The following is a 22,838-nucleotide window of genomic DNA, read 5'->3' as shown; positions in this document are numbered from 1 at the left end:
AAAATGCGATTCTCCGTCTATCAGGAAAGCAGAAAAGGCGGCCGCCGCATCAACCAGGACCGCATGGGGTATTGCTTCACGCGCGATGCCCTGCTGATGGTCCTGGCCGACGGGCTCGGCGGCCACGCGCTCGGCGAAGTCGCCGCGCAGCAGGCCCTGCAGACCCTGGCGCGCCAGTTCCAGGCCCAGGCCCGGCCGTCGATCCGCAATCCGGCCGACTTCCTGCAGGACACCATCATGCTGGCCCACCGCGACATCCATCGCTACGCCGAGGCCAACGGCCTGGCCGACGTGCCGCGCACCACGGTGGTCTGCTGCCTGGTGCAGAACGGCCAGATCCACTGGGCGCACGCCGGCGACTCGCGCCTGTACCTGGTGCGCAAGGGCAACCTGCTGACCCGCACGCGCGACCACTCCAAGATCGAGAACCTGCTGCAGCAGGAGCGCGTGCTGCCGATGCAGGTGGCCAACCATCCCGAGCGCAACAAGCTCTACAACTGCCTGGGCTCGCCCAACCTGCCGCTGATCGACATCGGCGGCCCGCTGCGGCTGGAGCCCGGCGACGTCGCCCTGCTGTGCTCGGACGGCCTGTGGGGCAGCATCGAGGAGCCGCTGCTGGTCGAGAAAGTGACCAACCTGTCGGTGGTGCACGCCATCCCCGACCTGATCGACCAGGCCCTGGAGAACGCCGGCGAAGGCGCGGACAACACCACCGCCATCGCCATGATGTGGGAGCTAGACGCGCACCTGCCCAACGAGGAAGCGGTGGCGACCGAGACCCTGCCGCTCAACACCTTCACCACCTCCATCCTCGAAAACAACGGCGGCGACACCGACCTGCTGTCGGAAGAAGAGATCGAGCGCTCGATCGCCGAGATCCGCGCGGCGATCGACAAGAGCAGCAACTTCATGCGCTGAGCGCGGCGGCCCCGCCGGCCGCCCAGGTAGCCTCCGCGCCGCCCGGCGCGCAAGAACGAGGGGCAAGCGAGGGGAAGCGGAGGAAGCGGGGTAAGCGGGGTAAGCGAGGTAAGCGAGGTAAGCGGGGTAAGCGGGGTAAGCGGGGTAAGCGGGGTAAGCGCGGGAATCGAGAAAAACCGGGAAACCGGCACGGTATCGGCGCCCGCGCCGGCGCCGGACGGGCACGCAAGCCCGGCCGGCGGTAAAATCCCGCTCCTGGACCGTTTCCCGAGACAATTCCCCCATGCGACCAAGCGGACGCGCAGCCGATGCGCTGCGCCCTATCACCCTGACCCGCCACTACACCCGCCACGCCGAAGGCGCCGTCCTGAGTGCCTTTGGCGATACCAAGGTGCTGTGCACGGCCAGCGTGCTGGCCAAGGTGCCGCCGCACAAGAAAGGCAGCGGCGAAGGCTGGGTCACGGCCGAATACGGCATGCTGCCGCGCGCCACCCACACCCGCTCGGACCGCGAGGCCGCGCGCGGCAAGCAGACCGGCCGCACGCAGGAAATCCAGCGCCTGATCGGCCGCGCCATGCGCTCGGTGTTCGATCTCGCCGCGCTCGGCGAATACACCATCCACCTCGACTGCGACGTGCTCCAGGCCGACGGCGGCACGCGCACCGCGGCCATCACCGGCGCCTTCGTGGCGGCGCACGACGCCATCTCCGCCATGCTGCGCGACGGCCTGCTCACGGCCAGCCCGATTCGCGACTTCGTCGCCGCCGTGTCGGTCGGCATGGTCGACGGCAAGGCCGTGCTCGACCTCGACTACGCCGAGGACAGCAGCTGCGACACCGACATGAACGTGGTGATGACCGGCAGCGGCGGCTTCGTCGAAGTGCAGGGCACCGCCGAAGGCGCGCCGTTCAGCCGCGCCGACCTCGACGCCATGACCCGCCTGGCTGAACAAGGCATCGCCGAGCTGGTGACGCACCAGCGCCGCGCGCTGGGCCTGGCCTGATGAACCGAACCCAACGGTGAACGCGATGCAACGCCTGGTCCTCGCCTCCAACAATCCCGGCAAGCTCGGCGAGTTCGGCGCGCTGCTCGCGCCGCTGGGCTATGACGTGGTGCCGCAGGGCCAGCTCGGCATTCCCGAGGCCGATGAGCCGTTCGCCACCTTCGTCGAGAACGCGCTCACCAAGGCGCGCCATGCCAGCCGCCTGTCCAACCTGCCCGCGCTGGCCGACGACTCCGGCATCTGCGTGGACGCGCTCGACGGCGCGCCGGGCGTCTATTCGGCGCGCTACGCGCAGCTCGTGGGCAAGCCCCGGTCGGACGCCGCCAACAACGCGCACCTGATCTCGCAGCTGGCCGGCAAGCTCAACCGGCATGCCTACTACTACTGCGTGCTGGTGCTGGTGCGCCATGCCGACGACCCGCGCCCGGTGATCGCCGAAGGCGTGTGGGCCGGCGAGGTGGTCGACGCGCCGCGCGGCAGCGCCGGCTTCGGCTACGATCCGCATTTCCTGCTGCCACAGCTGGGCAAGACCGCGGCCGAGCTCAGCGCCGAGGAAAAGAACACCATCAGCCACCGCGCGCAGGCGCTCAAGGCGCTGACCGAGCGCCTGCGCGCTTCGGGCAGCCACCACGCGCGGTCATGATCCCGATCGTTCCCGCCGCGCAGACCGGCGCGGCCGTCCCCGCCGACACCAAGTCGCTGTGGCTGCAGCCCGGCCAGATCTCGCTGCCCGGCTCGCCGCCGCTGTCGCTCTACGTGCACGTGCCGTGGTGCGTGCGCAAGTGCCCGTACTGCGATTTCAACTCGCACGCGGTGCCCGGCGCCGCCGGCAGCCACGACATCCCCGAAGACGCCTACCTCGACGCGCTGCGCGCCGATCTCGAGCAGTCGCTGCCGCTGGTGTGGGGCCGCCCCGTGCATACCGTGTTCATCGGCGGCGGCACGCCGAGCCTGCTGTCGGCCGCCGGCATGGACCGCCTGCTGTCCGACATCCGCGCGCTGCTGCCGCTCGACGCCGACGCCGAGATCACCCTGGAGGCCAACCCCGGCACCTTCGAGGCCGAGCGCTTCGCCAGCTATCGCGCCAGCGGCATCAACCGCCTGTCGATCGGCATCCAGAGCTTCAACGACCGCCACCTCGCCGCGCTCGGGCGCATCCACGGCGGCGAGGAAGCGCGCGCCGCCATCCGCATCGCGCTGGCCAACTTCGACAACGTCAACCTGGACCTGATGTACGCGCTGCCCGGCCAGACCCTGGCCGAATGCGCCGAGGACCTGGAAATCGCGCTGTCGTTCGGCACCACGCACCTGTCGCTGTACCACCTGACGCTCGAGCCCAACACCCTGTTCGCCAAGTTCCCGCCGGCGCTGCCCGACGACGACAGCGCCTACGAGATGCAGGACCTGATCGACGCGCGCACCGCGCAGGCCGGCTACCGGCACTACGAGACATCCGCCTACGCGAAGCCGCACCGCCAGGCGCGCCACAACCTCAACTACTGGCGCTTCGGCGACTACCTCGGCATCGGCGCCGGCGCGCACGGCAAGCTCTCGTTCCCGCACCGCGTGCTGCGCCAGATGCGCCACAAGCATCCGGCCACCTACATGGCGCAGGCAATGGCCGGCAGCGCGGTGCAGGAAAGCCACGACGTCCCCGCCGCAGACCTGCCCTTCGAGTTCATGCTCAACGCGCTGCGCCTGACCGACGGCGTGCCGGCCAGCACCTTCTTCGACCACACCGGCCTGCCGCTGCACACCATCAGCCGCGACCTCGCCGCGGCCGAAAAAAAAGGCCTGCTCGAAGCCGACCTCGCCACCATCAAGCCCACCGAGCTGGGACGGCGCTTCCTCAACGACCTGCAGGAGATGTTCCTGAAGGGCTGAAGCGCGCCGATGGCGGCGCAGGCGCCGCCATGCAATACGGCCACCCGAGGGTGGCCGTATCTTTTCGTCAGGACAGCATCAGTACGGCGTTGCCATGTCGTTGGCCACCTGCGCGCGGGCGCCCACGCGCAGATTGCTCACGTTGCGCTGCGTGACCGTCGCCAGGCGGCCATCGTCGAGCCGCACGTTGACGCGGTAGACCGTCTCGGGGCCGCTCACGCGCTTCTCCACCTGGTTGCCGGCCACGCCGCCCAGCACCGCGCCGCCGATGGTGGCCACCGTGTTGCCGGTACCGCCGCCGATCTGGTGGCCCAGCAGGCCGCCCGCGACGCCGCCGATCACCGTGCCGAGCAGGCCCGAACTGCCGCCCTGCTGCGTGGCAACCGGCTCGATCGACTCGACGCGGCCATAGAACACCGACCCCGCCGGGGCCTGGTAGGTGGTGGCGCCGGGCTGCTGGTAGCCCGGCTGCTGATACCCCTGCTGCGGATAACCCGGCTGCTGGTAGCCGCCCTGCGGCGGCGGCGCGTTATAGCCGCCGCCGTAACCGCCGTTGTAGCCACCGCCATAACCGCCGGGCGCCGCGCATCCGGCCAGGCCAACCACGGCGGCCGCTGCCGCCACGCCCAACAGAGTCTTGCCGTTCATCAGAATTCTCCTCGATTGATCGCAACTGCGTGGAATTGCCGGAGAGCGAGCGGACCGGAACCACGACCACGCCGCGCCGCATGTGCGCTCTCACGCATGATAGGAGCCGAACGCCCCGACCAAGGTTCCATCTTGCCAGACTCGCGCGCGACAAACCCGTGCCCCGCTCCATGCCCTTGCTATAATGCGCGCTCTTTCCTTCCCGGAAGCGTGGCCGAGTGGTTTAAGGCAGCAGTCTTGAAAACTGCCGATGGGGTGACCCATCCGTGAGTTCGAATCTCACCGCTTCCGCCAGTCCCTCTCGAATCCGCCGGCACGAAAATCCGCCTTCCGCCGTCCGCGCGGGAAAACCGCACGCATTTCGCGTATTCCCGTACCGGCCGCACCCCGGCAATCCACAGTCCCCAAGAACTGCCTAGAATTCGCCTTCGCCGATTTCCCGCGTTCGCGTATTGCCGTTGGGCACCTTGTAAAGCGTGAGCGTGGTCTTGCTGTATTGCGTACCGTTGTATTCGGCGGTTTCATCGAGCGTGAATGGCTCCGACCTGGAAATCCTGCCGGTATCGAGGTCCATGTAGCGGACATCGAAATCGCCGGGCGCGATGCCCGCGAATTCGAAGGATGCGCCGGCCTTGATGAAAGCGAACCGCACGGGCGTCTTGCTGCCCGCGTTCAGCGAGAACACCTTCAGGAACACGTCCGCGTCATTGCGCGTGTTGTCTATCGTCAGCGTCGAGAGGCCGTTGGTCTTCAGGACGGGATAACCGGGCACATAGCCGCTCCGGTTCGGCCACGGATAGCCATTGGGCGCCGTGGGCCTGCGCGCATAGCGCGGCCCGGGTTCGGGCAGCGCCAGCGGCAGTTCGCGCGCGGCGGCCGGCAAGGCGCGCATCGGCAGCGGCGCGGAGGCCGCGGGCGTCCATGCCGGCGCCGGCGCGGCGCGGTCCGGCGCGCGGGACGAGGTCGAGAACGCGGCGTATATCGCCACGCCGGCAATGATCATGACGACCACCTTCCCGGCGCCGGAACCGCCGCCGGGTGCCGGCGCGGCCTTGGGCTTGGCCGCGCCCTGCGTACTGGCCTGGCGCGGCGCCGGGCCGGGACGCTTCGCGGAAGCGGAAGCGGACGCGGAAGACGACGAGGAAGCCGCCGGGGCGGGCCGCGCCTGCGCCCGGGCGTGCAGCGCGGCGGCTTTCTCGGCCTGCTCCTGCGCCAGGATCCAGGCGTCATGCTGCGCGCGCCGCACGGGGTCGATCAGGACCTCGTAGGCCGTGTTGATGATCGTCATGTTCCGATGCGACTCGGGCGAGCCGTTGTTCCGGTCCGGATGATGCTTCTGGCTCAGCGCCTTGTATGCCGCGCGAATGACCTCCGGTGGTGCTTCACGAGAAATCTTCAGATTATCGTAATGTGTATGCATTCCCGTCGTTGCCCCAAGCAAGTCGGCGCCGATTTTACCCGGGGCGCCGAAACAAGGGAATCTCCCGAAAGGCAGGGCACTGCCCACGCCGGATTTTTGCGGCCGCGGGCCAATGCCGGCCCAATACCGGCCCAATCCCGGACCCATCCCGGCTGCCATTTCCATTTACCTGTATCGGCAAAAACCCGCCGTTTTCAAGCGCGGGAGAAACCGGCCGGCGCCGTCCGCGGCCGACCGCATGCGCCGCGGGCGTCCTCACGCCGCCGGCGCCGTCAGCAGCCGGTACGCTTCTTCCTCGGAAATCTTCAGGTGGTAATGGCGCGACAGCATGCGCGCGAACTGGCGCGCCGCCGGCGGCTCGCAATGCCTGAGCTGCTCGCGGTAGGCTTCGAGCTCGAAGCGCAGCCGCCAGCGCGGGCTGAGCAGGTAGAGCACGCCCATCAGGCCGCAGGAGCGCCAGAACTGGCGCACGTGCACCTTCTCGTGCTCGATCAGCGCGTGGCTCGCGCCGGGCCGCAGCAGGATCAGCGGGCCGGGCGTGAAGCCGTCGAAACGGCGCGGCACCAGCCAGCGGGTTTCGACCAGCACGCAGGGCGGCGACTTGCAGAAGCGGATGAGGGGGCGGCGCATGCCGGCAAGCGTAGCAGGCCGCGGGACCGCCAGGTAAAAAGCCCCGCCGCGATGGCGGGGCAAGGAGCATGACATCGGTGCTGCCGCGCCAGCCGCGCGGCCCGTGCGTGCTTATTCGCTGGTGATCTTCCCGGCCTCGATCACGGCCTTCCAGCGCTGCAGTTCCTGCCTCTCGAACTGGTCGAACTGCTCGGGCGTGTTGGCGACCACCTCGAAACCGCTTTCGGCCAGCTTCTGGCGCATCTGCGGATCGGCCAGCGCGCTGACCAGCGCGGCGTGCAGCCTGGCCTTGACGTCCTTGGGCAGCCCGCGCGGCGCGGCCACGGCCTGCCACGAGTAGACGTCCACGTCCTTGACGCCGCCTTCGGTCATGGTAGGCACGTTGGGCAGCACCGGCGAGCGCTTGTCGCCGGTCACGGCCAGCGCCTTGAGCTTGCCGCTGCGGATGTGCTGCAGCACCGCGTTGATGTTCTGGAACGACGCATCGACCTGCCCGGCCAGCAGGTCGGAGATCGCCGGCGCGCCGCCCTTGTAGGGCACGTGCAGCCCGTCGGTGCCGGATTTCTGCCAGAACAGCGCGGCGGTCAGGTGGTCGGACGAGCCCGCGCCGGACGTGGCGAACGACACCTTGCCCGGGTTCTTCTTCATGTACGCCACCAGTTCCTGCAGGTTGCCGGCGGGGAAGCCCGGCTTGGTCACGAGCACGTTGGGCGCGCGCACCGCCACCGTCAGCAGGTCGAAATCCTTGGCCGGATCATAGGGCAGGTTCTTCTGCAGGAAGGGATTCACGGCGTAGACGCCGATCGACGCCACCATCAGCGTGTAGCCGTCGGCCGGCGCGCGCTTGACCATCGCCGCGCCGATGGCGCCGGTCGCGCCCGGGCGGTTGTCCACCACGAAGGGCTGGCCGAGCTTCTCGTTGAGCGGCGGCGCCAGCATGCGCGCGATGGTGTCGGTGGAGCCGCCGGCCGGGAACGGCACGACCACCGAGACGGCCTTGGTCGGCCAGGTCTGCGCGGCGGCAGCGCTGATGCCGCCGGTGGCCGCCACTGCGGCGACCAGGGCGCCGGCGAGCGCGCACAGCCTGCGCCGCGCGGACGGTTGTTGGAACGGGTTCATGGTGTCTCCTTGGTTCTCGATGCGTGGTGCGGGCATGGCGGACATGCCGGATGTCCGGGGCTTTCGACTTCTGATCGGATACCGCTTGTTTTCTTGTGCTGCCGGCCACGGAAAGGCGCGCTCACCTCACCATGCACGGCGCCTTGTTGTCGAACTTCCAGCCGGGAATCAGGAACTGCATGGCCACGGCATCGTCGCGCGCGCCCAGGCCCATGCGCTTGTAGCGCTCGTGCGCGAGCGCCACCTGCGCCATGTCGAGCTCCACGCCGAGGCCGGGCGCCTTCGGCACGGCGACCTTGCCGTTCTCGATCTTCAACGGCGCGCGGGTCAGGCGCTCGCCGTCCTGCCAGATCCAGTGCGTGTCGATGGCGGTGACGCGCCCCGGCGCGGCGGCGGCCACGTGGGTGAACATGGCCAGCGAGATGTCGAAGTGGTTGTTCGAGTGCGAGCCCCACGTGAGGCCCCACTCCGCGCACATCTGCGCCACGCGCACCGAGCCCTGCATGGTCCAGAAATGCGGGTCGGCCAGCGGGATGTCCACCGACTGCAGGCGCACCGCGTGGCCCATCTGGCGCCAGTCGGTGGCGATCATGTTGGTGGCGGTGGGCAGGCCGGTCGCGGTGCGGAACTCGGCCATGATCTCGCGGCCCGAGTAGCCGTCCTCGGCGCCGCACGGGTCTTCCGCGTAGGCCAGCACGCCGTGCTTGTCGCGGCACAGGCGCACGGCTTCGGCCAGCGACCACGCGCCGTTGGGGTCGAGCGTGATGCGCGCCCTGGGAAAACGCTCGGCCAGCGCGATGATCGCCTCCATCTCCTCGTCGCCGCGCAGCACGCCGCCCTTGAGCTTGAAGTCGTTGAAGCCGTAGCGATCGAACGCGGCCTCGGCGAGGCGGACCACGCCGGCGGCGTCCATCGCCGCCTCGTTGCGCAGGCGGAACCAGGCGTTGTCGGCATCGGGCTCGCCGCGGTAGCCGAGCGTGGTGCGGTTGCGGTCGCCCACGTAGAACAGGTAGCCCAGCATCTCCACCGCGTCGCGCTGCTGCCCTTCGCCGAGCAGCGCCGCCACCGGCACGCCGAGGTGCTTGCCGAGCAGGTCGAGCAGCGCCGCCTCCAGCGCGGTGACGGCGTGGATGGTAATGCGCAGGTCGAAGGTCTGCAGGCCGCGGCCGCCGGCGTCGCGGCTGGCGAAGGCGCCGCGCACGCGGTTGAGCACCGCCTGGTAGTTGCCGACCGGCTGGCCCACCACCAGCTCGCGCGCCTCTTCCAGCGTCTGGCGGATGCCCTCCCCGCCCGGCACCTCGCCCACGCCGGTGTTGCCGGCGCTGTCGGCCAGGATGACGATGTTGCGGGTGAAGAACGGGCCGTGCGCGCCGGACAGGTTCATCAGCATGCTGTCGTGGCCGGCCACCGGGATCACGGTCAGCGCGGTGACGACGGGCGTGCCGGTGGCGGGCGCGCTTGCCGGCGAGGCGTCGCGGGCAGCGGAAACAGGCGTTTGGGTCATGTCGGATTTCGGCGCAAGGTGCGGCGCAATGCGCGCCGGACGGCCAGGCGGCGGCCGGCGCTGCGGGTTGTCTCGGGCTTGGCTGCGCCGGCTGGGGCCGGCTTTCTCATGCTAGCGGCGGTGGCAGGCCGCGGTGCGCGGCGGCAAGTCTCGTCCTGCCAGAAAGCTGTTATCGGTCGTCATACGACTTACGACGCAGTATAATGAGGCCATCGCGACCCGGTCAAGTCCCCGCCCTCACCATGTCAAACCCCATGCTCGCTTCCTCCACCCCGCTGCGGCGCCGCGGCCGCACGCTTGCCGAAGAGGCGGTGAGCAACCTGAGCGAACGGATCCAGCAGGGCGCGCTCAAGCCGGGCGACAAGCTGCCCACCGAGTCGGAGATCATGAGCGCGCTGGGCGTGAGCCGCACCGTGGTGCGCGAAGCGCTGTCGCGCCTGCAGGCCAGCGGCCTGGTCGAGACCCGCCACGGCATCGGCACCTTCGTGCTGGCGCGCCCGGCCGAGAGCGCCTCGCCGTTCCGCATCGACCCCGCCGCCATGATCACCGCGATGGACGTGCTGGCCATGCTGGAATTCCGCGTCAGCCTGGAGGCCGAGGCCGCCAGCCTCGCCGCCACGCGCCGCAGCGACGAACAGCTCGCGGTCATGCGCGGCGCGCTCGACGAGCTCAAGCGCACCGCCACCGACGGCAAGGATTCGGTGGGCGCGGACTTCGAATTCCACCTCGCCATCGCGCGCGCCACCGGCAACCGCTATTTCACCGACATCATGGGCCACCTGGGCACCACGGTGATTCCGCGCAGCCGCCTGCACGTGAGCGCGCAGGAGCGCGCGCAGTACCTCGAGCGCGTCAACATCGAGCACGAGAACATCTACGACGCCATCGAGCGGCGCGACCCCGAAGGCGCCAAGGCGGCGATGCGCATGCACCTGACCAACAGCCGCGAGCGGCTGCGCAAGGCGTCGGCCGCGGTCGAGGGCGGCTGAGCCGCCGCTCCGCCGGCACCATCCGCCGCCCCATCGTCCTATCGCCGTATAGCCCTATCGCCCCGTCTCCCCATGCCCCAGCGGCCGCACGCCCCGTGCTACCGGCCTTCCGCTTGTGGGCAAGGCAGATGTTGTTGTAGGATGTCTTATGATTATGCGCGGCGCACCGCCGCGCCCGGCCCGTCACCCCGCCCGCAGCCCGGGCGCCCATTTGACCGCAGTCGAAGGAACCCCCTCCCATGACCACCACCGCCATCACCGGTGAAATGCTGATCGGCGCCAGCGCCGTGCGCGGCACCGCCGAGATCCTCCATGCCACCAACCCGGCCACCGGCGAGATCCTCGCGCCAGCGTTCCACGGCGGCGACGCGGCCGATGCCGCGCGCGCCTGCGCGCTGGCCGAAGCGGCCTTCGACACCTACCGCAACACCTCGCCCGAGACGCGCGCGCAGTTCCTGGAAGCCATCGCCGGCGGCCTGGAAGCGCTGGGCGACACGCTGATCGAGCGTGCCCACGCCGAAAGCGCGCTGCCGCTGGCGCGCCTGCAAGGCGAGCGCGCCCGCACCGCCAACCAGTTGCGCCTGTTCGCAAGCGTGCTGCGCGACGGCCGCTGGCAGGCCGCCACGCTCGACGCCGCGCTGCCCGAGCGCACCCCGCCGCGCCCCGACCTGCGCCTGCAGAAGATCGCCGTGGGTCCGGTCGCGGTGTTCGGCGCCAGCAACTTCCCGCTGGCGTTCTCGGTGGCGGGCGGCGATACCGCGTCGGCGCTGGCGGCCGGCTGCCCGGTGGTGGTCAAGGCGCACCCGGCCCACCCCGGCACCTCCGAGCTGGTCGGCCGCGTGATCCAGCAGGCGGTGGCCGATGCCGGCCTGCCGGAAGGCGTGTTCTCGCTGCTGGCCGGCGGCTTCGCCATCGGCACCGCGCTGGTGGCGCACCCGGCGATCCAGGCGGTCGGCTTCACCGGCTCGCGCAGCGGCGGCCTGGCCCTGGTGCAGGCCGCCAACAGCCGGCCGCAGCCGATCCCGGTCTATGCCGAGATGAGCAGCATCAACCCGGTGTTCCTGCTGCCCGCCGCGCTCAACGCGCGCGCCGCCGACATCGCGCGCAACCTGGTGGAATCGCTGGTGATGGGCGTGGGCCAGTTCTGCACCAACCCCGGCCTGCTGCTGGCGGTGGAAAGCCCGGCGCTCGACGTGTTCCGCCAGGGCACGGTCGCCGCGCTGGCGGAGAAAGCCGCGGGCACCATGCTGACGCCGGGCATCTGCCAGGCTTATGAAAAGGGCGTGGCGCAACTGAGCGAGATCGAAGGCCTGCGCCGCATCGGCAGCGGCCTCGCGGCCAACGGCCCCAACCAGGCCCGCCCGGCGCTGTTCGAGACCACCGCGGCGCAGTTCCTCGCCGACCACCGCATGGAGGCGGAAGTGTTCGGCCCGACCTCGGTGCTGGTGGTCTGCCGCGACCACGCGGAAATGCTGGCCGTGGCGCGCCGCCTCGAAGGCCAGCTCACCGCCACCGTGCAGGCCGACGCCGGCGACCGCGCCGAGGCCGCCAGCCTGCTGACGGTGCTCGAGCGCAAGGTGGGCCGCGTGCTGTTCAACGGCTATCCCACCGGCGTGGAGGTGGCCTACGCGATGGTGCACGGCGGCCCGTTCCCGGCGACGTCGGACACGCGCTCGACCTCGGTGGGCGCTTCCGCCATCGAGCGTTTCCTGCGCCCGGTGTGCTACCAGAACGTGCCGGCCGAGCTGCTGCCGCCGGTGCTGCAGGATGGCAATCCGCTGGGCGCGTGGCGCCTGAAGGATGGGCAGCTCGGGCGCGAATAAGCGCACGCGGCAGGCGTTGCCGTCATGGCGAAGGGCCGGGGATTCCGGCCCTTTTGCATGGGCCCGTTCGCTGGCTTCGTTCGGCGCCCTGGTCTGATCCTCTTGCACCGGCTTTGCCGGCGCGCCTCACGCGGCCGCGCGCTCGGGCGGCGCCTGCGGCGGCCGGATTACGGCTGCGTTGCCGCGCGAGCGCCCCGAACTCAGGTAGTCCGCGATCGATTCCTGCGTGACCTCGCCCAGGTACACGCCATCGGCGTCGAGCACCGGCAGCCAGCTGGTGTTGTGCTGGTACATGCGCGACAGCACGATGCGCAGGTGCTCGTCGAACGCGGCGGTGGCCTTGAACGGACGCATGGCGTCGGCGCACGTGCCCTGCCCGCCGCGCGCGTCGCGGCGCGTGACGTAGCCGAGCGCGCGCCGGGCGGCATCCACCACCGGCAACTGGCGCACGTCGGCTTCGTCCATGAGGCCGAAGGCCTGCGCCAGCGGCATGTCGGGCGCGCAGCTTTGCGCCAGCGTGGCGGCGTCGCCGGCGCGCACCAGCAGCAGGCGCTTGAGCGTGTTGTCGTGGCCGACGAAGGCCTGCACGAAGTCGTCGGCGGGATGCGCGAGCAGCGCGTCGGGATGGTCGAACTGCACCAGCCTGCCGCGCCGGAATATCGCCACGCGGTCGCCGAGCTTGATGGCTTCGTCGATGTCGTGCGAGACCATGATGACGGTCTTGCCGAGCTGGCGCTGCATCAGCAGGAACTCGTTCTGGATGCTCTCGCGGTTGATCGGGTCGACCGCGCCGAACGGCTCGTCCATCAGCAGCACCGGCGCGTCGGCGGCCAGCGCGCGGATCACGCCGATGCGCTGCTGCTGCCCGCCCGAGAGCTCGCGCGGGTAGCGCGACAGCATCTTGCCGGGGTCGAGCTGCACCATCGACATCAGCTCGCGCGCGCGCTCGCGGCAGTGCTTCTTGTCCCAGCCCAGCAGGCGCGGCACCACCATGATGTTCTGCTCGATGGTCATGTTGGGGAACAGGCCGATCTGCTGGATCACGTAGCCGATCTTGCGCCGCAGCGTGACCTCGTCCACGCGCGCGGTGTCCTCGCCGTCGATCAGCACGCGCCCGGCGCTGGGCCGGATCAGGCGGTTGATCATCTTGAGCGTGGTGGTCTTGCCGCAGCCCGAAGGCCCCAGGAAGACGCAGATCTCGCCCCTGGGCACCGTCATCGAGACGGCGTCGACGGCGCGCACTTCGGCGCCGTCCTTCTGGCGGAAGGTCTTGGTGAGTTGGTCGAGTCCGATCATGTCAGCGGATTCCTTTCGGCGTCAGCGCGCGCTGCAGCCACTGCAGGCAGGCATCGGCCACGATGGCGAGCACGCTGACCAGCACGGCGCCCACCGCCAGCTTGCTCATGTTGCTCTGGCTGATCGCCTGCAGGATCAGCACCCCGAGGCCGCCCGCGCCGATGATGGCGGCGATGGTGGCCACGCCGATGTTCATCACCACGGCGGTGCGCACGCCGCCGAGGATCACCGGCACGGCCAGCGGCAGGTCCACCAGCCGCATGCGCTGCCAGGTGGTCATGCCGATGCCGCGCCCGGCTTCCTGGATGCCGTCGTCCACGCTGGCCAGCGCCACGCAGGTGTTGCGCATGATCGGCAGCAGCGAATACAGGAACACCGCCGTCACCGCCGGCACGTAGCCGAGCGCGTGGCCGAAGCGCGCGAACACCGGGATCATCAGGCCGAACAGCGCGATCGACGGCAGCGTCAGCACGATGGTGGCCAGCGTCAGCAGCGGCGTGGCGAGAAAGCGGAAGCGCGCGCACAGGATGCCCAGCGGCACGCCGGCGACGATCGCCAGCCCCACCGCCGAGCCCACCAGCGCGAGATGCTGGCCGGTCAGCCGCAGCAGCGTGGGCCAGGCGTGCTGCAGGTAGGCCGTCAGGTCCATGCGGCCGCCCTCAGATCAGGCCGTGGCCGCGCAGGAAATCCTGCGCCACCTTGTCGACCGGCTGCTGGCCGATGTCGACCTGGTAGTTCATCGCGGTCATGGCCGCGTTGTCGAGCGCGGCCGCGAGCGCGTTGAGCAGCGCCGCCAGTTCCGGGTGCTGCGCCAGCGTCGCCTGGCGCACCACCGGCGCCGCGTTGTACGCGGGAAAGAAATGCAGGTCGTCCTCGAGCAGCACGAGGTCGAAGCCCTTGACGCGGCCGTCGGTGGTGTAGACCAGGCCCAGCTCGACCTGGTCGTTCTTCAGCGCGGTGTAGACCAGGCCCGGATCGAGCTGGATCACGTCGCGGCGCGCGAACGGCAACTGGTAGAGCGCCTTGAGCGGCTCCAGGCCATCGGGCCGCGCGGCAAACTCCATGTCGACCGCGAACGGATGCGCGCTGCCCTCGCCGGCCGCGCGCATCTTCCCGGCAAACGCGGACAGCGTGGTCACGCCGGCGGCCTCGGCGCGCTTGCGCGGCATCGCCAGCGCGTAGGTGTTGTTGATGCCGGAGGCGTCGAGCCAGACCAGCCCGCGCGCGGCGTCGAGCGCCTTGACGCGCTCGTAGCTCTCCTGCGCGCCGAGCTTTTCCTCGACCTTGTTGAAGACGATCAGCGCGGTGCCGGTGTAGTCCCACACCACGTCGAGCTGCGCGCTTTCCTGGGCCTGGCGCATCAGCGTGCTGCCCAGGCCGGAAGTCAGCTCGGTGTCGAGCCCCTTGGCCTTGAGGTATTGCGCCGTCATCGACGACAGGATCAGCTGCTCGGTGAAGTTCTTGCCGCCCACGCGGATGGTGTCGGCATGCGCCGGCATGCCCAGCGCGGCCGCGGCGCAGGCGGCCAGCACCGCCAGCGAGACGGCGGGGCGCGCCAGTGTGCGCGCCAACAGACGCGCCGCGGCCGGCGCCAGCGCGGCGGCCAGTTTCGCCAGTCCGTTCTTGATCGGTTGCATCGGATTCTCCTTGTGGTGCGCGGTGCGGTGCGCGGCGCTCAGCGGACCAGCCCGCGGCTACGCAGGTAGCAATGGCCGGCGGCGGCGAACAGGCCGTCGAGCGCCAGCGCCAGCAGCGCGGTGGCGGCCGCGCCGAGCAGCAGCAGCGGCTGGTTGTTGAGGTAGATGCCGGGGAAGATCAGCTCGCCCAGGCTGTTGGCGCCGATCAGGAACGACAGCGGCACGGTGCCGACGTTGATGACGAGGCTGATGCGCACGCCGGCCAGGATCACCGGCAGCGCATTGGGCAGCTCCACGCGCAGCAGGCACTGGCGCGCCGTCATGCCGAGCCCGCGCGCGGCCTCGGTCAGCGCCGGCGACACGCCGAGCAGGCCTTCGCAGGTATTGCGCACGATCGGCAGCAGCGAGGCCAGCCACAGCGCCAGGATGGCGGGCCGCTCGCCGATGCCGAGCACGGCCAGCGCCAGCGCCAGCACCGCCAGCGAGGGCACGGTGTTGCCGACGTTGAAGACCTGCATCAGGCGGCCGGCCCAGCGGCGCATGCAGGGCCGGCTCAGGGCGATGCCGGCCGGGATGCCGGTGGCCAGCGCCAGCGCCATCGACCACGCCACCAGGCGCAGGTGGTCGGCCACGTCGTACCACAGGCGCTCCCGGTATTGCCGGATGATGTCGACGCCGATCCACGCGGCCAGTCCGGCCAGCGCGGCAAGCGCGAGACATCCCCAGGCGAGCGCCCGCACGGATTGCTTGGACATATTCCCCTCTCCCCGCGCCGCATGCGGGCACGAGGCGCCACATCCGGACCAGCGGACGATAAAACGGGCGCGGGCGGTGCAAACGGGGGCCGCCGGCCCTGACTGGATTGTCTTGCCCGCCATGACCGGCAGATGAGCCGGTGGACGGGCGCCGGGCTCCACGCCGCGAGGCGGGGAAACCCATTTGACGGAACCCCGGACGATGAAGCCGGGGTCCCTGGAGCGGCGCAGCCCGCCGCGAGGACGCGGAACAGGGTGGCCAGTGGCAGCGCAGAGTTGATGGTTTTCCGACGCGCCGCCGGATCAATCGGCCGATGCGGCGCAGGCAGCGATCAGGACACAAGAGGCAGGCCGGGCAGCTTGCCGGGCCATGACCAACGTTTGTGCCTCACGCGCGATTACGCAGCATCGGATGACAACGAGAGCGCTATTATACGCATTTACACCCATCTTGTCATCTTCCGGCATTTCCCGCCGTGCCCGCGGGCCATTGTCGGTGTTTGTCCTACAGCGCCGGGGGCTGCCGCGTTGTTGCAAAAACCGGCATCGAACAGCCCCGCACCGTATCACTATCAGAACAATCTGTTGCCCGCCCGCCCTCTACCGCTTTCGGGCCAAACCCTTAAATTGGGAGGGTAGCCAACGGGGACCGCGCGCCATTGCCGCCGCCCCCGCCCCCACAGGAGATCGAACATGGAACAACGCACCATCCCGACCATTCCGGCCACCGCCACGGAAACCGTGCAGCAATCGCGCGCGATCGACCGCGTGGTGCGCGGCATCGCCACCTCGGACGGCGCCGGCGTCAAGCTGACCCGCGTGCTGACGCAGAACCTGCAGCGCCGCCTCGACCCGTTCCTGATGCTGGACGCCTTCGGCACCGACAGCCGCGACGACTACATCGGCGGCTTCCCCGACCACCCGCACCGCGGCTTCGAGACCATCACCTACATGCTGGCCGGACGCATGCGCCACCGCGACAGCGCCGGCAACGAAGGCCTGCTGGAAAACGGCGGCGCCCAGTGGATGGTGGCCGGCGCCGGCGTGGTGCACTCGGAGATGCCCGAGCAGGAAGACGGCCGCATGGAAGGCTTCCAGCTCTGGCTGAACCTGCCGGCCGCCGACAAGATGACCGCGCCGTGGTACCGCGACCTGCCCGCCGCCGCCGTGCCCACGGTGGCGCTGCCGGGCGGCGCCACCGTGCGCGTGCTGGCGGGCGCCTCGCACGGCGTGGCCGGCGCGGTCGCGCGCCCGGTGACGGAGCCGCTCTACCTCGACGTGTCGCTGCCGGCTGGCCAGCGCTTCTCGCAGGCGCTGCCCGCGGGCCATAACGCCTTCCTGTACACCTACCGCGGCGAGATCGCGGTGGGCAGCGGCGACAACGCGGCCGCGCTCGAAGCGCAGCGCATGGGCGTGCTCGACAACGCCGCCGGCGCCGACGGCGTGACGGTGACGGCGACCACCGATGCGCGCTTCCTGCTGATCGCGGGCAAGCCGCTGGGCGAGCCGATCGTGCAATATGGGCCGTTCGTGATGAACAGCCAGGAGGAGATCTACCAGACCCTGGCGGATTTCCGCGAAGGCCGCTTCAACCGGATCGCGGCGAACAACGGCGCCTGAAGCGCCGCGCCCAGGCGAGAAGGCAACGCGCCCTTCCCGCGACAGCCCCGGGAGCACCCTGCTCCCGGGGCGTTTTTTCGCCTTGCCGCCCGCCTGCGCCGCCCGTCCTTGCCAGCGCCCGCGCCGGCTGCGCGGCGGCGCGGGCGCCACGCCCCGGCATGCGACTTGCAACCTGCCTGCAACCGTTGCGGGGCCGCCGAAACAGCCCGGAACAGGCTGTCCGGCCCCCGCGCACTTATATAATCCTCGCTTAATAAACGGCATCACCATCCCGTGATGGTCCCGGCGATGCGATGCGGCGATCCTGCCCGTCGCGCCGCAGGAGGTGCCGCCTGCGAAGAACGTCGACCAACGTTGCTGCCATAACAATTCGAGCCGCCTCAGTGACCCTAAGCACCCCTCCCCGGCTGGCGCTTGCGCATATCAGCAAGCGCTACCCCGGCGTAACCGCCAACGACGACGTCTCGCTCGTCGTGGCTCCCGGCGAGATCCACGCCGTCCTCGGCGAGAACGGCGCCGGCAAGTCCACCCTGATGAAGATCATCTTCGGCGCGGTCAAGCCCGACGCCGGCGAGATGCACTTCAACGGTGCACCCGCCGCCATCCACAATCCGCACGATGCCCGCAACCTGGGCATCGCGATGGTGTTCCAGCATTTCTCGCTGTTCGACACGCTGACCGTCACCGAGAACATCGCGCTGGGCCTGCCGCGCGGCAAGGGCAAGGACAACGCCAGCATGAAGCAGCTGGCCGAGCGCATCCGCGAGACCGCGCAGCGCTACGGCCTGCCGCTCGAGCCCAACCGCCACGTGCACACGCTGTCGGTGGGCGAGCGCCAGCGCGTGGAGATCGTGCGCGCGCTGCTGGCCAGGCCGCAACTGCTGATCCTCGACGAGCCCACCTCGGTGCTCACGCCGCAGGCCGTGCAGACGCTGTTCGTCACGCTGCGCCAGCTTGCCGCCGAAGGCACCAGCATCCTGTACATCAGCCACAAGCTCGACGAGATCCGCGAGCTCTGCCACAGCGCCACGGTGATGCGCATGGGCCGCGTCACCGGCGTGTGCGATCCGCGCCAGGAGAGCGCGGCCTCGCTGTCGCGCCTGATGATCGGCGGCGAGCCGCCGCGCGAGGCGCGCGTGCAGACCGAGCCGGGCGCCTGCCGCCTGGCGGTGCGCGCGCTCTCGCTGCCGCGCGCGCATGCCTTCGCCACCGAGCTGTCGGACATCGCGATGGACCTGCGCGCGGGCGAGATCGTCGGCATCGCCGGCGTGTCCGGCAACGGCCAGCAGGAACTGCTGGCGGCGCTGTCGGGCGAGGACACGCGCGCCGAGCGCGGCGCGGTGCTGCTCGACGACAAGCCGGTCGGCCGCCTCGACGCGCGCGCGCGCCGCCGCGCCGGCCTGGCCTTCGTGCCGGAGGAGCGCCTGGGCCGCGGCGCGGTGCCGGGCATGAGCCTGGCCGCCAACACGCTGCTGTCGCACCAGTCCGCGCCCTACGTGCGGCGCGGCATGATCTCGCCCAAGGCCGCGGCCGGGCTGGCGCAGGCCGTGATCACGCGCTTCCGCGTCAAGGCCAGCGGGCCGCAGGCGCTGGCCAAGAGCCTGTCGGGCGGCAACCTGCAGAAATTCATCGTCGGCCGCGAGATCGAGAGCGGCCCCAAGGTGCTGATCGTGGCCCAGCCCACCTGGGGCGTGGACGTCGGCGCCGCGGCGCAGATCCACAACGAGCTGCTGGCCCTCAAGGCCACCGGCTGCGCGCTGCTGGTGGTGTCCGAGGAACTGGACGAACTGTTCGCCATCTGCGACCGCCTGCACGTGATCGCCAAGGGCCGGCTGTCGCCGTCGATCCCGGCCCGGGACGCCACGCGCGAGCAGGTCGGCCTGTGGATGAGCGGCTTGTGGGAAGGCGGACCGGGCGGCCAGCAGGAACCGCGGGAGGCAGCACTCCATGCCTGATTTCCTGCTCCGCTCGCCGCTCTCGCTGGCCCCGCGCGGCCTGCCCTCGCGCCGCATGGCCTATGCCTCGCCGTTCATCGCGCTGGCGCTCACGCTGGTGTTCGGCGCGCTGCTGTTCCTGCTGCTCGGCAAGGACCCGGTGGCCGCGCTCAAGGTCTTCCTGGTCGATCCGCTCAAGGACCGCCGCGCCATCGGCGAGGTGCTGCTCAAGACCGTGCCGCTGGTGCTGTGCGCGCTCGGCCTCTCCGTGTGCTACCGCGCCAATATCTGGAACATCGGCGCCGACGGCCAGCTCATCGTGGGCGGCATCTTCGCCGGCGCCACCGTGCTGTATTTCGACGTGCCGGGGCACGCCGTCAACGGCACCGTGGTGCTGGTGCTGGCGTCGCTCGCGGGCGTGATCGGCGGCATGTTCTGGGCCTCGCTCACTGCCGCGCTCAAGGACAAGTTCAACGCCAACGAGATCCTGGTGTCGCTGATGCTGACCTACATCGCGCAGCAGCTGATGCTGTACGTGGTCAACGGCCCGCTCAAGGACCCCAACGGCATGAACTTCCCGCAGTCCAAGGTGTTCTCCGCCGAGTTCCTGCTGCCCAACCTGATGGCGGGCTCGCGCCTGCACGCCGGCTTCGCGGTGATGCTGGTGCTGGTGGTGGCCATGACGGCCTTCATCTTCCGCAGCTTCGCCGGCTACCGCCTGCAGGTGGGCGGCACCGCGCCGGCGGCGGCGCGCTATGCGGGCTTCTCGGCGCGCCGCTCGCTGTGGAGCGCGCTGATGATCTCGGGCGGCACCGCCGGCCTGGCGGGCGCCTTCGAAGTGACCGGGCCGATCGGCCAGTTGCTGCCGTCGATCTCGCCGGGCTACGGCTTCACCGCCATCATCGTGGCCTTCGTCGGCCGCCTGCATCCGGTGGGCACGGTGTTCGGCGGCATCGTCATGTCCCTGTTCTACATCGGCGGCGAGATGGCGCAGTCGCGCCTGGGCCTGCCCTCGGCCATCGGCTCGGTGTTCCAGGGCATGCTGCTGTTCTTCCTGCTGGCCAGCGACACGCTGATCGACAACCGCCTGCGCTGGCGCGCCAAGGCCGCCTGAGCGAGAACCCACGTACATGGAACAATTCGCACCCCTCATCGCCACCGCGATCAACGCCGGCACGCCGCTGCTGCTGGCCGCGCTCGGCCTGCTCATCAACGAGCGCGCCGGCGTGCTCAACCTCGGCGCCGAAGGCATGATGCTGGTGGCGGCCGCGTTCGGCTTCATGGCCGGCTACCAGACCCAGTCGCCGATGATCGGCTTCGCCGCCGGCGCGCTGGCCGGCATGGTCATGGCCACGCTGTTCTCGTGGCTGGCGCTGGTGCTGGCCACCAACCAGGTCGCCACCGGCCTGGCGCTGTCGATCTTCGGCACCGGGCTGTCGGCCTTCATGGGCCAGCGCTTCGTCGGCTTCGCCATGCCCTCGCAGGCCAGGTCGGTTCCCGGGCTGGCCGACATCCCGTTCTTCGGGCCGGCCTTCTTCCAGCAGCACTGGATGGTGTATTTCAGCCTGCTGCTGTGCGCGGCCATCGCGTGGTTCCTGTTCCGCACGCGCGCCGGACTGACGCTGCGCGCCATCGGCGAGTCGCCCGAGTCGGCCCACGCGCTGGGCTATCCGGTGCGCCTGATCCGCTTCGGCGCGCTGCTGTTCGGCGGCGCCTGCTGCGGGCTGGCCGGCGCCTACCTGTCGCTGGTGTACACGCCGATGTGGGTGGAGAACCTGGTGGCCGGGCGCGGCTGGATCGCGCTGGCGCTGACCACCTTCGCCACCTGGCGCCCGGGCCGCGTGCTGGCCGGCGCGTGGCTGTTCGGCGGCGTCACCATCCTGCAGTTCTACCTGCAGGGCATCGGCGTGGCGGTGCCGTCGCAGATCCTGTCGATGCTGCCCTACGCGGCCACCATCGTGGTGCTGGCGCTGATCTCACGCAACCCGGCGTGGATCCGCCTGAACATGCCGGCGTCGCTCGGCAAGCCGTTCCGCCCCGGTGCCGCCTGATCTCCTTCACGCAGCTTTCTTGCCCGGTGGCGGCGCCCGCGGGGGCGCCGCCACGCCGGATTCCGGCGTTCGGGAATCGCAGTCGAGCCACTGTCGCACCTTTAGCACCCTTAGCACCCTTAGTCATAACAATCACTAACCAGCCAGGTCATTTCAAGGAGAAACCATGATCGTCACGCGCAGGAAAACCCTGGCGGCATTCGCCGCCACCGCCGTGCTGGCCCTCGCCGGCTGCGGCCAGAAGGAAGCCGAGAAGCCCGCCGAAAGCGCCGCACCCGCCTCGGCCCCGGTGGCCGAGCAGAAGGCCGAACCGCTCAAGGTCGCCTTCGTCTACATCGGGCCGGTGGGCGACGCCGGTTGGACCTACGCGCACGACGCCGGCCGCAAGGCCGTGGAAGAAAAATACGGCGACAAGGTGAAGACCTCGTTCGTCGAGAACGTGCCCGAATCGGCCGCCGACGCCGAGCGCGTGTTCCGCGACCTGGCCGCCCAGGGCAACAAGCTGATCTTCGGCACCACCTTCGGCTACATGGAGTCGATGCTCAAGGTCGCCAAGGAATTCCCGGACGTGAAGTTCGAGCACGCCACCGGCTTCAAGACCGCCGACAACCTGGCGCAGTACGACGTGCGCACCTATGAAGGCGCCTACCTCGCCGGCGTGGTGGCCGGCAAGATGAGCAAGAGCGGCAAGATGGGCGTGGTCGCGTCGGTGCCCATCCCCGAGGTGATCCGCAACATCGACTCGTTCACGCTGGGCGCGCGCAGCGTCAACCCCAAGGCCACGGTCAAGGTGGTGTGGGTGAACAAATGGTTCGACCCGGGCAAGGAACGCGAAGCCGCCACCACCCTGATCGGCCAGGGCGTGGACATGCTGATGCAGAACACCGACTCCGCCGCCGTGGTGCAGACCGCCCAGGAAAAGGGCGTGTACGCGTTCGGCTGGGACAGCGACATGAGCAAGTTCGGCGAGAAAGCCCACCTGGCCGCCTCGGCGATCTCGTGGGGCGTCTACTACAACAAGGTGGTCGGCGACGTGCTGGCCAACCAGTGGAAGAACGGCACCACGTGGTGGGGCATCAAGGAAGGCATGATCGACCTCAAGGCCTTCAACGCGGTGGTGCCGGATGACGTCAAGGCGCTGGTGGACGAGCGCAAGAAGGGCATCGCCGACGGCTCGGCGCCGATCTGGAAGGGTCCGCTCAAGGACAACACCGGCAAGGAACAGTTGGCCAAGGATCAGGTCGCCGACGACGGCTTCCTGCATGGGATCAAGTTCTACGTGGAGGGTGTGGAGGGGAAGATTCCGGGGTGATGGTTGGAGGTAGTGGGGAGCGGTGGATGGGGTTTTAGCGTCTGCCGCTTTTTTTGTCGTTGGGGGATTGGGGGGGGGTGGCTTTTGTGCTTCGAAGTCAAATTCAAAATCAACTGCTTAACGTCAAAGTCAACCGCTTAACTTCAACTTCAAAGTCAAAGGCTTTCGCTCCCCCGGAGCGACCTACTTTCTTTTCCCCGAAAAGAAAGTAGGCAAAGAAAGCGGGCTGCCTGGCCGGCAGAGGCAGAGCCGAACAGGGATGCGAGGGTTATTGGTTTCGTGGTGGGGCCTGTGG

General features: G+C 69.7%; 20 protein-coding genes and 1 tRNA gene. 12 read left to right on the top strand and 9 right to left on the bottom strand.

Annotated features, from left to right (window positions below):
• Positions 1 to 3 precede the first annotated feature (3 nt).
• From K206_RS0124470 to hemW, 4 genes are all read left to right on the top strand, one after another.
• Entirely contained in the window at positions 4 to 918 is a 915-nt protein-coding gene (locus K206_RS0124470; protein WP_020205025.1) for a PP2C family serine/threonine-protein phosphatase, read from the top strand.
• A 283-nt stretch (positions 919 to 1,201) separates the two neighbouring features.
• Positions 1,202 to 1,921, top strand: coding sequence for a ribonuclease PH (rph, locus tag K206_RS0124465; RefSeq protein ID WP_020205024.1), 720 nt, complete (start codon positions 1,202 to 1,204; stop codon positions 1,919 to 1,921).
• Between the two features lie 25 nt (positions 1,922 to 1,946).
• The gene (gene rdgB, locus K206_RS0124460) at positions 1,947 to 2,564 is read left to right on the top strand and encodes an RdgB/HAM1 family non-canonical purine NTP pyrophosphatase (protein ID WP_020205023.1); all 618 of its coding nucleotides are present in this window, start codon (positions 1,947 to 1,949) and stop codon (positions 2,562 to 2,564) included.
• Entirely contained in the window at positions 2,561 to 3,805 is a 1,245-nt protein-coding gene (gene hemW, locus K206_RS0124455; RefSeq protein WP_020205022.1) for a radical SAM family heme chaperone HemW, read from the top strand. The genes rdgB and hemW overlap by 4 nt, the downstream gene beginning before the upstream one ends.
• A gap of 78 nt (positions 3,806 to 3,883) precedes the next feature.
• Here hemW and K206_RS0124450 read toward each other — a convergent pair whose 3' ends face one another.
• The gene (locus tag K206_RS0124450; RefSeq protein ID WP_020205021.1) at positions 3,884 to 4,453 is read right to left on the bottom strand and encodes a glycine zipper 2TM domain-containing protein; all 570 of its coding nucleotides are present in this window, start codon (positions 4,451 to 4,453) and stop codon (positions 3,884 to 3,886) included.
• Positions 4,454 to 4,657: 204 nt separating this feature from the next.
• Between K206_RS0124450 and K206_RS0124445 the strand changes: the two genes are divergently transcribed.
• A tRNA-Ser gene (locus K206_RS0124445) sits at positions 4,658 to 4,747 on the top strand.
• A gap of 121 nt (positions 4,748 to 4,868) precedes the next feature.
• Here K206_RS0124445 and K206_RS0124440 read toward each other — a convergent pair.
• From K206_RS0124440 to gudD, 4 genes are all read right to left on the bottom strand, one after another.
• Positions 4,869 to 6,038, bottom strand: coding sequence for a J domain-containing protein (locus K206_RS0124440; protein ID WP_155888202.1), 1,170 nt, complete (start codon positions 6,036 to 6,038; stop codon positions 4,869 to 4,871).
• Between the two features lie 90 nt (positions 6,039 to 6,128).
• On the bottom strand, positions 6,129 to 6,503 hold the full coding sequence (locus K206_RS0124435; protein WP_020205019.1) for a hypothetical protein: 375 nt from the start codon (positions 6,501 to 6,503) through the stop codon (positions 6,129 to 6,131).
• A gap of 111 nt (positions 6,504 to 6,614) precedes the next feature.
• Positions 6,615 to 7,622, bottom strand: a complete 1,008-nt coding sequence (locus K206_RS0124430; protein ID WP_020205018.1) for a tripartite tricarboxylate transporter substrate binding protein — start codon at positions 7,620 to 7,622, stop codon at positions 6,615 to 6,617.
• Between the two features lie 121 nt (positions 7,623 to 7,743).
• Positions 7,744 to 9,126 (bottom strand): glucarate dehydratase, encoded by a 1,383-nt coding sequence (gene gudD / locus K206_RS0124425; protein WP_020205017.1) that lies wholly within the window; start codon positions 9,124 to 9,126, stop codon positions 7,744 to 7,746.
• A gap of 242 nt (positions 9,127 to 9,368) precedes the next feature.
• On the opposite strand from gudD, the gene K206_RS0124420 reads away from it, so the two are divergent.
• On the top strand, positions 9,369 to 10,115 hold the full coding sequence (locus K206_RS0124420) for an FCD domain-containing protein (protein WP_020205016.1): 747 nt from the start codon (positions 9,369 to 9,371) through the stop codon (positions 10,113 to 10,115).
• Positions 10,116 to 10,354: 239 nt separating this feature from the next.
• Positions 10,355 to 11,938: an aldehyde dehydrogenase (NADP(+)) gene (locus K206_RS0124415; RefSeq protein WP_020205015.1), complete on the top strand. Its 1,584-nt coding sequence runs from the start codon at positions 10,355 to 10,357 to the stop codon at positions 11,936 to 11,938.
• Positions 11,939 to 12,064: 126 nt separating this feature from the next.
• Here the strand turns inward: K206_RS0124415 and K206_RS0124410 are convergent, their stop codons facing one another.
• The 4 genes from K206_RS0124410 to K206_RS0124395 are packed head-to-tail and all read right to left on the bottom strand — an operon-like array spanning position 12,065 to position 15,626.
• On the bottom strand, positions 12,065 to 13,234 hold the full coding sequence (locus tag K206_RS0124410; RefSeq protein WP_020205014.1) for a betaine/proline/choline family ABC transporter ATP-binding protein: 1,170 nt from the start codon (positions 13,232 to 13,234) through the stop codon (positions 12,065 to 12,067).
• 1 nt (position 13,235) lies between these two features.
• Positions 13,236 to 13,883 carry an ABC transporter permease gene (locus tag K206_RS0124405; RefSeq protein ID WP_020205013.1) on the bottom strand — a complete coding sequence of 216 codons (648 nt, stop codon included), beginning with the start codon at positions 13,881 to 13,883 and terminating at the stop codon, positions 13,236 to 13,238.
• 10 nt (positions 13,884 to 13,893) lie between these two features.
• A complete protein-coding gene (locus K206_RS0124400) occupies positions 13,894 to 14,871 on the bottom strand; it encodes a glycine betaine ABC transporter substrate-binding protein (protein WP_020205012.1) in 978 nt (325 codons plus the stop codon).
• Between the two features lie 38 nt (positions 14,872 to 14,909).
• The gene (locus K206_RS0124395) at positions 14,910 to 15,626 is read right to left on the bottom strand and encodes an ABC transporter permease (RefSeq protein WP_020205011.1); all 717 of its coding nucleotides are present in this window, start codon (positions 15,624 to 15,626) and stop codon (positions 14,910 to 14,912) included.
• A 693-nt stretch (positions 15,627 to 16,319) separates the two neighbouring features.
• Here K206_RS0124395 and K206_RS0124390 point away from each other — a divergent pair.
• From K206_RS0124390 to K206_RS0124370, 5 genes are all read left to right on the top strand, one after another.
• Positions 16,320 to 17,246 (top strand): pirin family protein, encoded by a 927-nt coding sequence (locus K206_RS0124390; protein WP_020205010.1) that lies wholly within the window; start codon positions 16,320 to 16,322, stop codon positions 17,244 to 17,246.
• Positions 17,247 to 17,629: 383 nt separating this feature from the next.
• Positions 17,630 to 19,201, top strand: coding sequence for an ABC transporter ATP-binding protein (locus K206_RS0124385; RefSeq protein ID WP_020423885.1), 1,572 nt, complete (start codon positions 17,630 to 17,632; stop codon positions 19,199 to 19,201).
• The gene (locus K206_RS0124380) at positions 19,194 to 20,294 is read left to right on the top strand and encodes an ABC transporter permease (RefSeq protein ID WP_020205008.1); all 1,101 of its coding nucleotides are present in this window, start codon (positions 19,194 to 19,196) and stop codon (positions 20,292 to 20,294) included. The genes K206_RS0124385 and K206_RS0124380 overlap by 8 nt, the downstream gene beginning before the upstream one ends.
• A 16-nt stretch (positions 20,295 to 20,310) precedes the next feature.
• Positions 20,311 to 21,231 (top strand): ABC transporter permease, encoded by a 921-nt coding sequence (locus tag K206_RS0124375; protein ID WP_020205007.1) that lies wholly within the window; start codon positions 20,311 to 20,313, stop codon positions 21,229 to 21,231.
• A 166-nt stretch (positions 21,232 to 21,397) separates the two neighbouring features.
• Positions 21,398 to 22,543 carry a BMP family ABC transporter substrate-binding protein gene (locus K206_RS0124370; RefSeq protein ID WP_020205006.1) on the top strand — a complete coding sequence of 382 codons (1,146 nt, stop codon included), beginning with the start codon at positions 21,398 to 21,400 and terminating at the stop codon, positions 22,541 to 22,543.
• Positions 22,544 to 22,838 lie beyond the last annotated feature (295 nt).

This window comes from Cupriavidus sp. WS, assembly GCF_000395345.1.
Taxonomy (GTDB): Bacteria; Pseudomonadota; Gammaproteobacteria; order Burkholderiales; family Burkholderiaceae; genus Cupriavidus; species Cupriavidus basilensis_B.
Note: the sequence above shows the minus strand (reverse complement) of the source record. Positions and strands in the feature narration are given on the sequence as shown.